We start from the raw sequence: 12,893 nt of genomic DNA, 5'->3' as shown, positions 1-12,893 counted from the left end.
TATCGCTTGGACTTATCATCCTGCCGATCGGGCTCGGCTAAGCCTATGAGGATTAGAATCATCGGGGCCTGTGATGATTTTTGAATGGAATCGGGGATATGATCAGGAAGCGATACATAGAATAATTGAATTAACGAATAATTTTTCTGATAGCATAATAAGGAACTGGAAACCATTATTGAAGAGCGGATAATCAGGATGAATGAATAAAGTAAGCATAGAGAGTGAGGCCCTAATATGGATAATTATAAAGTTGAACGTTTGGAACAGGAGGATTTCATAGGCTTTTGGAAAAGAGTTCTCGCTACTATTCTTGATCTCCTTATCATTCTGATACCTGCGGTTATTGTATACTGGATATTCAATTCATTAGCTGTATCCTTGCATTCGGAGATTCCCATCATCCTTGAGTATATTTTCTTCGTCGTGTTTGATGTTTTTATGATCGTTAGATTTGGCGGAACGCCTGGGAAGCTGGTTTTAAAGATGAAAATTGTCAATCAGCAAGGGAATATCCCAACGTTGAAGGAAGCTCTAATTCGAAATATTTTCCGAATCATTAGTACGATTTTTTCAATGATTGTTGGCGTAAGCCTCTACGATCTCACTATGATTTCCACCACTCTTAATTTATGGGCACCTTTAGCTACTGACCTCAGTAAAATACTTGGCCTCATCATGCTTGTGGATTATCTATTTGTCGCATTTACTCCCCGTAAACGGGCGCTTCACGATATGATGGCTGGTACTTATGTTGTTGATAAATCCGCAATCTAAAGAATGCTTTTATAAGCATTCTTTTTTTATATTAAGTATTTTATTATTAAACATTTTACTATTAAATATTTTAGTGTTAAAATATATCTCGAAGTAGCCAATCATTATGAACATCTTAGGAGGATGTCTTGGAAAACCCAGATATTTTTAGACTCATACATGCAGTTGAATTATTTACGAATGAAATCATTGTTCGATGGATGAATGCTTTTGACCACAATATTGGGATATCTCCTGTTCTCGTCTTGGGAGAATTGAATAAAAAGGGTCCCCAGAAGCAAACTACTTTGGCTAAGAAGCTAGGTTATACGCCGGGGGCGATGACGAATATTGCCAATCGCTTAATTAAGCAGGAAATGGCCGAGCGCAAATATAACGAGGATGATCGCCGAAATGTACTGCTGTCTATCACGGACAAAGGCAGAGATGTACTGAAGGAAGCACAGCTAAAAGGGCAGGAGCTCCGAGCTGAAATGTTTCAGAAGCTCGATGAAGAAGAACTGCAGCAATTCTTGAAAATCTATGAAAAGTTGTTAACGAGCTTTGATAGCTCTGAAACATAAATGAAGTCATCTAAGAATCTTAATCACATTATAAAGGGGTATGAATATGGGAAGAGTTCAAGGTAAGGTTGCATTAGTAACTGGAGGCGCTTCAGGTATTGGCTTATCAGCCGCTACTTTAATGGCTAGAGAAGGAGCCAAAGTTGTCATCGCCGATTTTAATGTAGAGGCTGCCAAAGAAGCAGCGGCTAAGATTAAAAGTGAAGGTGGAGAGGCGGAAGGTCTTTTCCTGGATGCATCCCAAGCAGATTCGATCAAGGAAGCTGTTGATTTCACAGTCGCTCAGTATGGCACGATTACAGTCCTATTTAACAATGTAGGTCTAACTAATCTGCAAAAAGACCTAGATGTCGTCAACATAGATTTGGAAGAATGGGATCGCTTGATGAATGTGAACACCAAAAGTGTTCTGTTAGGCAGCCGGTTTGCCATTCCACATATGATTTAAGCGGGCGGAGGCTCGATCATTAACACAGCTTCCATGTCAGCATTTGCTGGAGATTCATTGCGCACGGCTTATGGCTCCTCTAAGGCAGCTGTTGTGAACCTAACTCGTTACATCGCCACACAATATGGTAAAGATAAGATTCGTTGCAACGGAGTGGCTCCGGGCCTGATCTTAACACCTGCGGCTGCAAGAAATATGCCGCCAGCTGTGCTGGATATTTTCCAGAAGTTCAACGCTCTGCCTTACCATGGAGAAGCGGATGATATCGGAAACACAGTGTTGTTCCTGGCATCGGATGAATCTAAATTCATTACTGGTCAAACGATTGAAGTAGAGGGTGGTCACTATATGTCCAACCCGAGCATTACGGACTTTCAGAATTACATGATGGAAGCTAAAGGTAAATAAAATCATGCGTAATTAAAAATCCGGTCCTAAGCTCGTATTCAACGAGCGGGACCGGATTTTTGTTTGTATAAGTGAGTTAGGCTAAGTTAGCTTACCTTTTGAACAGCTTGTATAAAGGTCTTCAATGCGGAGGACTTTGCTCCTTCGATCCATTGCTTCAAAACATTTGTCTGACCATTTACATACCATCCGAGTTTTTCCTTCAGCTCTTGGTCAAAGTTGTTAGGCTGTTTTGTTCGTTCAGCTATGAGCTGTTTAATCATTTGTGGCCAACGATACCCATTAAGACCAAAGCTGTGTTCGGGGTAATGCTCAGCCAATGTCAATACAGAAGAAAGCGACTCACCAGCGTATAATTCTGCAGCCAAATAGCTGCCAATAAAACGATGGCTGTCATCATGCTCTAAGGCGATAGCAAATTGCTCCCGAGCTTCTGTAAGCTTGCCTTGATGCATGAGAGCTTTGGCGTTTATAGAGCGTACATAACTGTTTAATTCGATTGGGTTTAACTCGTTGTAGCGGGAATGAAATTCGTTATAAGATTTCCAGTCCTTATGGTCAAAATAATACTGCGTCAACGTGAAGGCATAATTAGAATAAGGATGCAACTGTATGAGCTTTTGGAGTAGCGGAATCGCCTGATCTTCTAATGAGTCATCCTTCGTCAGGGAGGATTTAGCGAGCATCAGCTTCACAAGCATATGCAGGGCATGAGCATCCTGTGGATCATCGGCAACATTCTGTTGGTACATTTCTATGGCTTGATCAGGTTTCTTATTTAGCAATAGTCTATCGGCTGTGGTTAATTCTCGTTCCTTGAGATAGAAGAAGGGTAGATTACCAACGGTGTCTTTGTTCAATCTGTAGCCATTACTGCGGGTAAGCAGATGTCCATCCGCATCAAATGCTTCGATATTCCAAGAAAAGCGTGCTTCAGGATTCATGAACACGAGAAAAGATAGAGGATCAATCGATTCAAAGCCCTCTCCGCCACTGCCGTAGGAGAAACCACTGTTGTAATAGAGTTCATCTACTGGAATAGAGACTTGATTGTCCGTTATATGGTCCCGAATCTGCGAACTGTAGGAGCTCCCCACCATCGAGACCCCACCGCTTAAACGATAGTAAGCCGCACCTTCAACAGCCTTCCAGTGGAAAGCTACAGACTGACCCGTTATCCTCTCCTGATTAATAGGAGACTGAAGCTCAAGCAGAGGTTGTAGAACAATGCTCTCATTCAACCTATCATCCGGTTTAACTTCAAGCCAATCGTCATACTGTACAGGCCAAGTCCATCCGTCGATCTGATCATAGCTAAGTCCAAGCTGCAATTGATAGAAGCCCGGAATCACACCGTGGAATTCGAAACGCCCTTCATCGTCGGTAACGATTCGGTACGGTTCAGCAGCTGTGATGCTGTGATTAACTTCGCTTTCAGCACGGAGAAAAATACCTGCGCGCGGGATTGGTGTCCCATCGCTTCGGGTTAGGGTTCCAGATACGACAGCTGTTGAGGTATTTCCCATATCTACAGCTGACTGAATGGCAGATATTAGCGCTTCAAGCTGCATTTCGGCTTCTGAAGTGCCAATCGTTGGTGCTGAACTTGATGATGAGCCCGCTGCTTCGCTGTCTGCGGTGTCTTTATCAGAGTTACTAATGACAAGACTCATTTGTTTATGAATATCCTGCCAGTATTTTTTGTAGCTCTCCAAGCCATTGGTTACTACGGCAAGGGCTTCCTGCGCTTTGCCTTTCGTGAAGAGCAGGCGCCCGGTAAGCCATGCTTTTTGCGCTTCTAAATCTTTCTGATTCTCGTATGGAAATGAAGTTTGTTCAAGAATAGATTCAGCGGCTGTTGTATCCCCACGATTCAGGGCACGTTCTGCTTGAAGCAGCGCCAGTTCTTTTGCCACGCTAGAATTACTATCTAACTGTTTCGCGGCGGTGTTTAGCGCTTGATCTCCGTCGTCTCTACGACCAAGAGCATCATATTCGTAGGCAAGCAGCTTTACCGCAAATATACGTGTATTATTCGCTGGCCCATCAAGGATGTATTCCTCTAGCAACGCGATTTTATCCTCTGACAGCAAGTCGGAAATACTCGGTTCATCATGATTCCACTGACTCATAGAGGGGCCAATATTTACGTCGTATCTATAGGGATCGTAGCCGTGCTCCTTATCAATGATATTGGTTTGAATAAGCTCCATACGTTTCCTGCCAGTTGTAGACTCTAGCTTTTTCAGAAGTTCTGTACGGGCCAGGTTAGATTGAATAGCTGAGCTTTCCTCCATTTGTGCCTTTGAGGAGGGCAGAAAGTTAAATAGAAGAATGAGCAGGGAGGCCGGGAGTAGCACGAATGACACTAGATGTTTGACTTTGATCTTAATTCGCATGTCTCTTCACCGCCTGATCATAGATATCCTTCCAGTACGTATTGCCTCCAGCCTCAATAAGTTCACGGTTCGGATGCTGCTGGACGTTTTGTTGTGGTTGATGTTTAACCTCTGGTTGATGCAGAGTCAATGATACGACTAGAATAATGGCACCAATCGCGCCTATAGGTTTCACAGGGATCTCGATTTCTTTATTCCAGAAAGCCAAGAGACGAGCTCCAAAGGTTGGAGGGTGGGTCATCTTGAGGACGCGTTCATGTCCTTCGAAGTGTATGGGTTGTAGTTCTTCATCTAACTGTTGCTTGATAGCTTCGCGTTTCGTATTCTCCGTGTTCCCCGTATTCATAAGAAATGTCCCTCCTTCTCCAACATCTTTTTTAAGAGTGTCCGTCCTCTAACTAACCGCGATTTAATCGTATTCTCCGGTGTATTCAATTGCTCGGAAATTTCACGGATGCTCATCTCATGAAAGTAATATAACGTCAGACATTCGCGGTATACATAATCGAGATTCCTAATAAACTCGGCGAGTTTAACATTATGCCATTCCACCATGAAAAGCTCTTCTGCCCCGGCAGTGAAGCCCGCATCATCGCTGGCTTGTAGCTCTGACCCACCCGAGGGGGAAATATTACGCCAGCTCCAAGTCCGTTGCTTCATGCGGCAGCGGTTGACTACGATGCGAATGAGCCAAGCCCTTAACCGTTCCGGATCCTGCAACTGATTCATTTTGGCATAGGCTTGAATAAAAGTATCTTGTACCGCCTCTTCGGCACTCTGTCGATCTTTGAGCAGCAAGCAGGCAGTTCTGAGCAGCATATCCCCGTAATCGTCCATCAATAGGCGGAGAGCTGACTCATCCTTTGCTTTGATTCTCTCTATAATATTCAGATGAAGCTCCCCTCCCTTTACTAATAAGATGCGGCTTGGAGGATTAAGGTTGCGTTTGTGTGGAATATTTTTACTGAGGGGGACTCCAATTGCACTATGTGCAATGCATTGCCTTTTTCGAAGCAAACTGCCCCAATCTATTGCACGTTCTGCAATGAAATACTCCGGTGGTGAGAATTAATCAGGTAATTTATTGATGTTCAGCAGATTTGGGTAAATGATAGTTAGACCAAGCCAAGCCTTCCTTGGCTGATGAAACTTTTTCATTTCAGTATCGTCTATATGTTCAGTTCCATTTTTTGCAAGATGGCTTTGAGCGAATTTACTAAGGAGATGTCACATGTCAGCACAGATTAAGTTTCTAGCAGCTACTATCCTGCTCACTGGAATGATTGGGCTTGCTGGTTGCAGTTCGAACAATGAGCAAGCTAATTCTGCTTCCCCAACTACGGTGCCAACTGAAACGGTAACAGCAACCGCAGAACCAGAAGTTAGCCCATCAACCACTCCTTCGGAAACTGCACCAGCAGCGACCGATTCCCCTATGGAGACTAATAAAGATACAGCCAATGCGAATCCGCAGAATAGCGACAAACAACTTCAAGAATTACTTGAGCTTGCTAAAAAGGGTAAGGTGCCCGGTGTTGAATATGCTGCACATACCGGACTAATTGATGAGGTAGAAGCCGATTGGGGTAAGCCTGATCAACAAGAGTCAGCGGGAAAAGGTATTTATGCTACCTACACTGATGAACATGTCGTATTCGGATTCAATAAAGGGAGCCTAATCTTCGATGTTCGTTCCAGTGATGCTGCGCTGCAAGAGCTAACACTGAAACAGATCGAATCCACACTGGGCAAGCCGGATGATATCAAATTAAATGGCGAGGATAAGATCTACACTTATCAAGCCAATGATCAATTCCAGTTGAAATTCATTATTCCAAACTCGACGGGTAAGGTAGGTCACATCTCTGTTTTTAGTGAACAGGATTCCACTAATAATATGGCTGGATAAGACCAGCAATGGGTGCAAGGAGCAATCATGCAGAGAAATCTGCGGGTTGCTCTTTTTGTATGTTTTCTTAATCTGGAGTACGCCTTGGATGTGCTGATATAATGTAACCAATGAGCGGATTCGGGAGAAAGAGAGGTTCTATCATGCAGCTGGAATTAATCGAAAGTGAATATAAAGTGACTGGAGATGGGATAACGATCGAATTATTCCCTAAAGAATTTACGCTTTTTCAGTTTTTGTACAAAAATAGAGGGCGTACGTTCAGTCGAGAACAACTGTTGGATAAGGTGTGGCCGCTAGAATACCCAGTAGAGCGAACGGTTGATGATCATATTTATCGCCTTCGTAAAAAGCTTAGCAAGCTACAAGGCTTGGATATTAAGACTGTTCGTGGATTTGGCTATAGTTTGACGATGCAGGGACCCTCAGCCGCTATGGCCAATCCGACTACATATGACTTAGAGATGCAAAAGACGATGCGGGAAGTATTCAAGAAATATCACTTATATGGCCAAGGCCGCTCGATGTTAATCCTCGCACGCCAACAGGATGTTTTGGGGTATGCGATGGATCCGTTTTATTCGATCTATATTCATTTTGTACAGGGAGATTTGGATTGGCTGTTAAACACAACCGAGGTGGGGATAGAGGAACGGTTTTATTCCTTATTAATCTGTTATGTTCTATTGGGTGATCCTAAGAAAAAACTAGAGTTCTGCGAGTTAGTCCTTGAGAAAAAGATTCTTTTGCCGCCTCAGCATCGCGAAGTGGAGATTCTAAATATTCTGGATTTGTACACGCTGGCAGGGAAACCGGAAAAAGCACTGGAACGACTAAAGCTAACGTATGAAGTCATTAAAGAGCCGGGGTATGAGAGTTTCATTCCTATAACGGCGACCTCGGAAATGCTTACACACTTGTGGATGGGAACAGAAGATCACGTAATAGAACGGATGGCAACAGACATTGAAGCATTTTTGCTGGAGAAACCTTATTTGCGTGAAATCGGTAGTTATAAAGTTACAAGGGGCTTGTGGTTTCTACGGCGCAAGTCTTGGCGTGAAGCCGAGCAACTGTTGGATGAGGCACTTCAGGTGCTTGAAATGTCAGGATTCGTGCCGATGCGGATATATGCGTTATACCGAATAGTTCATTTTTGTAACGAGTTTCCACCTAAGCCAGCTTTGTATCGCAAATATGTGGATATATTTGAACGGGAGAAGGAAGAGCGGGGATTCCATCGGTTAGAACAATCCTTGGATACCGTGCTTACGAACCTTGTGACTGCCCCCTGATAATTCTCTGACAATTCTCCATTACATTAAGGTCATGCTAATAAGCTCTTAATTGTAATTTGGAGGAATGTTTAATGAATGCTTCAACACAAGCAGGCACGAGCCTGCTTAAGAACAAGGTATATATGCGTGTGTACAGCGCATTTGCGACGGCGACCTTTGGAGATTGGTTCGATGCCTTGGCGATTCAGGTACTCGTAGGGTACCGCTGGCAGGCCAGCCCGCTAATGCTGGCTTTGATTCCGGTCTCCATAGCTTTGCCGGGGATTTTGCTGGGTTCGTTTGCAGGGGTAGTGGCTGACCGACTGAACAAGCTGAAGCTAATGCGGATGTGTGATCTGCTTACGGCATTGTTAACCGTATTCGTATTATTTGCTCCCAGTATGATGTGGTTGCTCCCGTTATTGATGTTGCGTGCTGCCATTTCTACGTTAAACGTGCCTGCTCAGCAGTCGATGACCCGTAGTATGGTTAGAGAAGACCAACTGCTTCAAGCTACCTCGCTTAATGGGCTTGTGAATCAAGGCTCGAAAATCGCGGGACCTTTACTGGGCGGCTTCGCGTTGTCTGTTCTTACGCCACAGTGGTGTATTTTGATCAATGCTTGTCTCAGAGGATGCTCTTACTTGCTCCTACTTACTGTTAAAAATAGTGAAGCGGGACAAGTAAGCTCAGAGAGCAAGGGGGATCCAGAGGAGCATTTTTCTCTCCGCACGATGTGGAAGGAAGGCTGGAGCTTTATGCTGCGCAGCAGACTGCTGCTAAACAGCATGCTCTTTGGTTTAGTTGGTGCGTTAGCTATTCAGATGATCGATTTTCAGTTTACAAGTCTATTCAGAATTATCGCACCTGCTGAGGAATCTATGCTGGGCTGGCTTGTCGCGGCAACTGGCGTGGGTGCAATATTGATGATCATGGTCATGAACAAAATGAACCGGGGAACAGGCTACGGCTGGAAGCTAGGTACGGGTTATGCACTTATTGGTGTATCGGTCGGAGGGCTTGGCCTGCTTCAGCCAGGCGTTACTAGCCTTCCTGTATTGCTGCTAGGATTCGTACTGGGTCTCGGAAACGGAATGTTTATGATTACCTTCAATTATTGTTTACAAAAAGAAACTCCCCCCCACATGACAGGGCGTGTGTTCGGTATTCAGAGTACTATTCTTAGCGGTGTGATGATTGGCGCCCCACTCCTCGGCGGTATGCTGGTTCAGGCCGCTGGGCCTAGCCGGATCTTTTTTAACTTTGGTATCGTAATCGCTTTGATAGGTGTGCTTGGGATTGTATTTGGCCGCGTGCTGTGGCCTGTGCAGAAAGAGAAAAGTGATAGCTCAACGGAGCAACCGGGGAAGGTTAAAATGATGGAAACTTGAGGTTGCAGATTTATTTAGAATAAGCTTGCGAAAGTGGGGAGTGAAGGTCAGGCAAACTAGCCAGACTAGAAAGCTTGAGTAGCACAGACTACCTAGCGGGCTTACCTAGCATTTAGTTGCAGAATCTGCAACTAAATGCTGTTTCATCGTTCAAAGCGAACTTTAGTTGTATTATGTGCAGCTATAATTTGATTTTTTCTCTTTTGGGGTAGAAATGATGGTTTTTAGTTGCAGAAACTACACTTATTTGCTCAGCAGACCTCTTTTTATGCTTAATAGTTGTATAGAGTGCAATTAAGAGATTTCCTATCTCGCTAGGATCGATTCTTGCCCATAAGGGCTTTTTTATGAAGGAGTTCGGATAGAACACGAGAAATGTAAAGGTAGAGGAGGGGGAAGAATGGTAACTTTTATTTATATGGTAAGGCATGGTGAGTCACCCAAGCTGTCCGGAGGAACTGAGAGAACACGTGGATTAACAGCGAAGGGGGAGGCGGATGCCCGTAAGGTAACGGAGAAATTACGTCTTGAAGGAATTGAAGTCTTTTATTCAAGTCCATATCTTCGGGCTATACATACGGTTTCTGGCTTGGCGCAGGAGTTAGGGGCAGAGATTCAAAGTGTTGAGGATCTTCGGGAAATCCATTTTTCGGATGGAAATATGATCATGCCTGACCAGGAGCTATATCCATTACTGGAAACAATGTTTGCTGATCCAAATTTTGTTCCGGTTGGTGGAGAGTCCATTCATGCGTGTCAGAAGCGATCAGTTGGCGTACTTCAAGATATACTGAAACAACACAGTGGGCAAAAGGTTGCGATTGGAACTCACGGTGCAGTCATGACGCTTATGATGAATTATTTTGACGCTAAATATGATCTGGATTTTCTACTACAAACCACAAAGCCGGATATTTATAAAATGGAGTTCGCAGGCGGAACGTTAATGGGTGTGGAGAGGTTGTGAACTCCCAAACTGGGATAAAGCTGTGATTATTCATAAGGATGGCCTGGCATTCGCTAGGAACCATCCTTTTGTTTATTTACAAGCTATAAAATCGCTTAGTATTCGCAGTCAGTATCTCTTCTGCTTGGCTGGAAGTGTAGCCATGCAGCGCTCCCCAAGCAGCGGCGACATCTCGAATCATAGATGGATGCGTGACTCTACCCGCAAAAGGTCCTTCAAATGGCCAAGGACCATCGGTCTCCGCCATGACAAGCTCTGAGGGATAGCGGCGGGCAAGCTCCTGGATCTCCGTCTCATAAAGGATATCAGGGGTGAAAGAGATATAGTATCCATTCTTAATCATACGGGCAATGGCTTCTTCGGGTCCCTTAAACCAGTGGAAGTGGGCACGCTTTATACCATGTTTCTCTAATAGATCACAGGCAATCAGCGCATCCTCATAGACAGCGTGCAGGACCACTGGTTTATCTATACGGGCGGCAAGTTCAAGCAACTGATCAAGAAGCAGAATATAAGGTTCCATATCAAAAGCCTCGCCGCGCTCCAGTGCTTCAGCACGCGAATAATAAGGCAGTCCAATTTCACCTACAGCGATGAAATCCTCCCGGGCTTGACGCTCAATCCATTCTAGCAAAGTGGATAACTCAGCTTTCTGCGGTATGGGCTGCTCTGGATGAAAACCATAAGCTGGGCATACCACTCCGGGATAGGTAGCGGCAAGCTTTTGAGTGCGAACGCAAGAGTCTAAATTCATGGAGACAGCAATCAGGGCTTCGATCCCCAAGTTAGGAAACTCACTCAACATTTGTTCCGAAACCTCAGGCTTATATTGCTCTAAATGTATATGGGCATCAATCATAGCTGCTTACCCACCACATAAGAGGCATACTCCTCATGAGGCTCAAAACGAATGGACTCAGGTTCCATTCCATCATTTCCTGAGCTGTAGGAAAAGGTTAGTGTACCAATACTCTCCAGAAATCCGATATAAACATTGGTCTCAGCTTTCAGCTTGCCTTCTTCCACCATGTAGTAAGTCACTGCACCAATCCCGGCTTTTTCGCCAAGATTGCCATCCTCGCCACGATCCGGATAACGCATAGTAACTATAGATGGAGTGGAACCTTTTACCTGAATTTGAATTAAGGCATCGCCTTTTTCATTGGAGATTGTTGAGGTAACAAATGCTGAGACAGCTTTATCCGCGGATGGTATATTCATTTCTTTCCACTGGTCAGGCTTTATGACGTGAAGCTCCTGCATAGACATGCCCGTACCTGTTCCTAGCCACAGTATGACAACAACTTCTTCCTGCCCATCCTGATCTATATCGGCATAATGAATCTCAGGAGTGTAACCTAACAATCTTGGTGCTTCCCAATTAAAGGTATGCTTATTACCATTCACCTCTACAACAAATCCTTCGTAGGTACCGCCATTTTTGAGGGCAGTATACAGCTTAACTTGGTCATTTTCTGTAGCAATCGCTAGAGGTTCGCTGGGGGTTCTTACGGTAGTACTAACATCCCCTGATGTAATGGCAACTTCATTTTGCGAGGCATTCAGCTGCGCAGTGGCACCAGAGAGAGAGTTTAGAGAGTCTGCCGGAATATAAAAAATACCATTTCGTAGAATTGCAGGTCCTCCCAGCTCATTTTGATAACCGTCACCCTGCATATACTCATTACCTGGCTTCAAAACATATTTACTGCTTCCATCAGAGATGGTTAAGGTTTTCGTAGCATTATCCCATTGTTGTTCAGATGAGTAGTACTCCATGAGTACTTTTGCAGGTACATAGACCTTATCACCTGAGAAGAAAGGTGGGAGAGAAGGAAGAACGGTTTCTCCATCAACGATTAGCTTCAGTGGTGCTTCAGTAGTTTGTGTTTGGTTAATTGCCATTGTTGTATCCATATCTATAGATGCCGATGCTCCGCATCCGGCTAAAAAGAGCGTGATAGCTCCGATTACGATGATTTTATTCATAATTACCTCCGAGGATTAAGTCCAGTCCTCTTAAGTATAGATTAAATCAGCGCGTAGTAGGTCACTTTCTGTAAACAAAGCAGAGACAAGGTTGTTACGTTTGCTATTTATTTAAAAATACGGTCCGAGTAACTTGTGATTTAGGGTCTACCGTTAGACTTTTGGTATAGCGGATCTCCCCAATAGAACAACCCGGTCCGATGACAATATCTTCACCGCAGACGAGATCTGCTGTCGTTCGATATAACATGATGCTAGTCCCTTCAATCGTTTTGCAGGTAAGCTTCCGGAAGTAGGGGATTAGCGCATTCATTAGCTTCAAAGATGGCTTAACAGTAATGGTACCGCTAGATTTTATGACATCGATTGTGCTTCTGTTTCCTAAACGTAGCTCAATGGATGATTCAGCAGTTAACCTATGGATCTTCACAGCACCTTCGGCATAAAAGGTTTCGAGTTCAGCATCTTGTGCTGCAGAAAAATATCCAGACGATTGCAGTCTGTCTGCCTGGATGTGTTGAACACGTAGACCTCCCAGATTAATAACCTGTTCGGCTCTACAATGACCTCCAATCGAACAATCACCAGATACCTTTAACTTAGCGGTAGTAACATTCTTCTGTGCACTTAAATGGCCGACAACATCGATGGTATCCGCACGAACATCTTCTTTGAGGGTCAGTGAACCTCTTACTTTCAGCGGTGGACCGATCATTTCCTGGCGTTCAAAAAGATCATTAGCATTGGACATTTACAGGGGCCGCC

The 12,893-nt window shown here is 44.2% G+C and carries 12 protein-coding genes and 1 pseudogene; 7 read left to right on the top strand and 6 right to left on the bottom strand.

The window, feature by feature from the left end; genetic code table 11:
- Positions 1 to 237: 237 nt before the first annotated feature.
- From ACWNM1_RS08630 to ACWNM1_RS08620, 3 genes and pseudogenes are all read left to right on the top strand, one after another.
- Positions 238 to 777 carry an RDD family protein gene (locus ACWNM1_RS08630; protein ID WP_449600673.1) on the top strand — a complete coding sequence of 180 codons (540 nt, stop codon included), beginning with the start codon at positions 238 to 240 and terminating at the stop codon, positions 775 to 777.
- A gap of 128 nt (positions 778 to 905) precedes the next feature.
- Entirely contained in the window at positions 906 to 1,340 is a 435-nt protein-coding gene (locus ACWNM1_RS08625) for a MarR family winged helix-turn-helix transcriptional regulator (RefSeq protein ID WP_042185446.1), read from the top strand.
- 46 nt (positions 1,341 to 1,386) lie between these two features.
- Positions 1,387 to 2,196, top strand: a pseudogene (locus ACWNM1_RS08620) (SDR family NAD(P)-dependent oxidoreductase).
- 86 nt (positions 2,197 to 2,282) lie between these two features.
- Here the strand turns inward: ACWNM1_RS08620 and ACWNM1_RS08615 are convergent.
- From ACWNM1_RS08615 to ACWNM1_RS08605, 3 genes are read right to left on the bottom strand one after another with little or no spacing between them, the layout of a single operon-like run.
- The gene (locus ACWNM1_RS08615; RefSeq protein ID WP_449600672.1) at positions 2,283 to 4,595 is read right to left on the bottom strand and encodes a hypothetical protein; all 2,313 of its coding nucleotides are present in this window, start codon (positions 4,593 to 4,595) and stop codon (positions 2,283 to 2,285) included.
- Complete coding sequence (locus ACWNM1_RS08610) at positions 4,585 to 4,941, bottom strand: hypothetical protein (RefSeq protein WP_339245522.1); 357 nt, start codon at positions 4,939 to 4,941, stop codon at positions 4,585 to 4,587. Before ACWNM1_RS08610 ends, ACWNM1_RS08615 begins: the two co-directional genes overlap by 11 nt.
- A complete protein-coding gene (locus ACWNM1_RS08605) occupies positions 4,938 to 5,435 on the bottom strand; it encodes an RNA polymerase sigma factor (protein ID WP_449600671.1) in 498 nt (165 codons plus the stop codon). The genes ACWNM1_RS08610 and ACWNM1_RS08605 overlap by 4 nt, the downstream gene beginning before the upstream one ends.
- A 391-nt stretch (positions 5,436 to 5,826) precedes the next feature.
- On the opposite strand from ACWNM1_RS08605, the gene ACWNM1_RS08600 reads away from it, so the two are divergent.
- The 4 genes from ACWNM1_RS08600 to ACWNM1_RS08585 all read left to right on the top strand — a co-directional run bounded on the left by ACWNM1_RS08600 (position 5,827) and on the right by ACWNM1_RS08585 (position 10,139).
- Positions 5,827 to 6,504, top strand: coding sequence for a YjgB family protein (locus ACWNM1_RS08600; RefSeq protein WP_449600670.1), 678 nt, complete (start codon positions 5,827 to 5,829; stop codon positions 6,502 to 6,504).
- A 143-nt stretch (positions 6,505 to 6,647) separates the two neighbouring features.
- The gene (locus ACWNM1_RS08595; RefSeq protein ID WP_449600669.1) at positions 6,648 to 7,799 is read left to right on the top strand and encodes a winged helix-turn-helix domain-containing protein; all 1,152 of its coding nucleotides are present in this window, start codon (positions 6,648 to 6,650) and stop codon (positions 7,797 to 7,799) included.
- Between the two features lie 74 nt (positions 7,800 to 7,873).
- Positions 7,874 to 9,172 carry an MFS transporter gene (locus tag ACWNM1_RS08590; protein ID WP_449600668.1) on the top strand — a complete coding sequence of 433 codons (1,299 nt, stop codon included), beginning with the start codon at positions 7,874 to 7,876 and terminating at the stop codon, positions 9,170 to 9,172.
- 400 nt (positions 9,173 to 9,572) lie between these two features.
- Positions 9,573 to 10,139, top strand: a complete 567-nt coding sequence (locus ACWNM1_RS08585) for a histidine phosphatase family protein (RefSeq protein WP_449600667.1) — start codon at positions 9,573 to 9,575, stop codon at positions 10,137 to 10,139.
- Between the two features lie 76 nt (positions 10,140 to 10,215).
- Here ACWNM1_RS08585 and ACWNM1_RS08580 read toward each other — a convergent pair whose 3' ends face one another.
- The 3 genes from ACWNM1_RS08580 to ACWNM1_RS08570 all read right to left on the bottom strand — a co-directional run bounded on the left by ACWNM1_RS08580 (position 10,216) and on the right by ACWNM1_RS08570 (position 12,879).
- Positions 10,216 to 10,998: a TatD family hydrolase gene (locus ACWNM1_RS08580; protein WP_449600666.1), complete on the bottom strand. Its 783-nt coding sequence runs from the start codon at positions 10,996 to 10,998 to the stop codon at positions 10,216 to 10,218.
- Positions 10,995 to 12,128, bottom strand: coding sequence for a stalk domain-containing protein (locus tag ACWNM1_RS08575; protein ID WP_449600665.1), 1,134 nt, complete (start codon positions 12,126 to 12,128; stop codon positions 10,995 to 10,997). The genes ACWNM1_RS08580 and ACWNM1_RS08575 overlap by 4 nt, the downstream gene beginning before the upstream one ends.
- 103 nt (positions 12,129 to 12,231) lie before the next feature.
- Positions 12,232 to 12,879 carry a hypothetical protein gene (locus ACWNM1_RS08570; RefSeq protein ID WP_449600664.1) on the bottom strand — a complete coding sequence of 216 codons (648 nt, stop codon included), beginning with the start codon at positions 12,877 to 12,879 and terminating at the stop codon, positions 12,232 to 12,234.
- Positions 12,880 to 12,893 lie beyond the last annotated feature (14 nt).

Source organism: Paenibacillus sp. Marseille-Q9583 (genome assembly GCF_976954365.1).
Note: the sequence above shows the minus strand (reverse complement) of the source record. Positions and strands in the feature narration are given on the sequence as shown.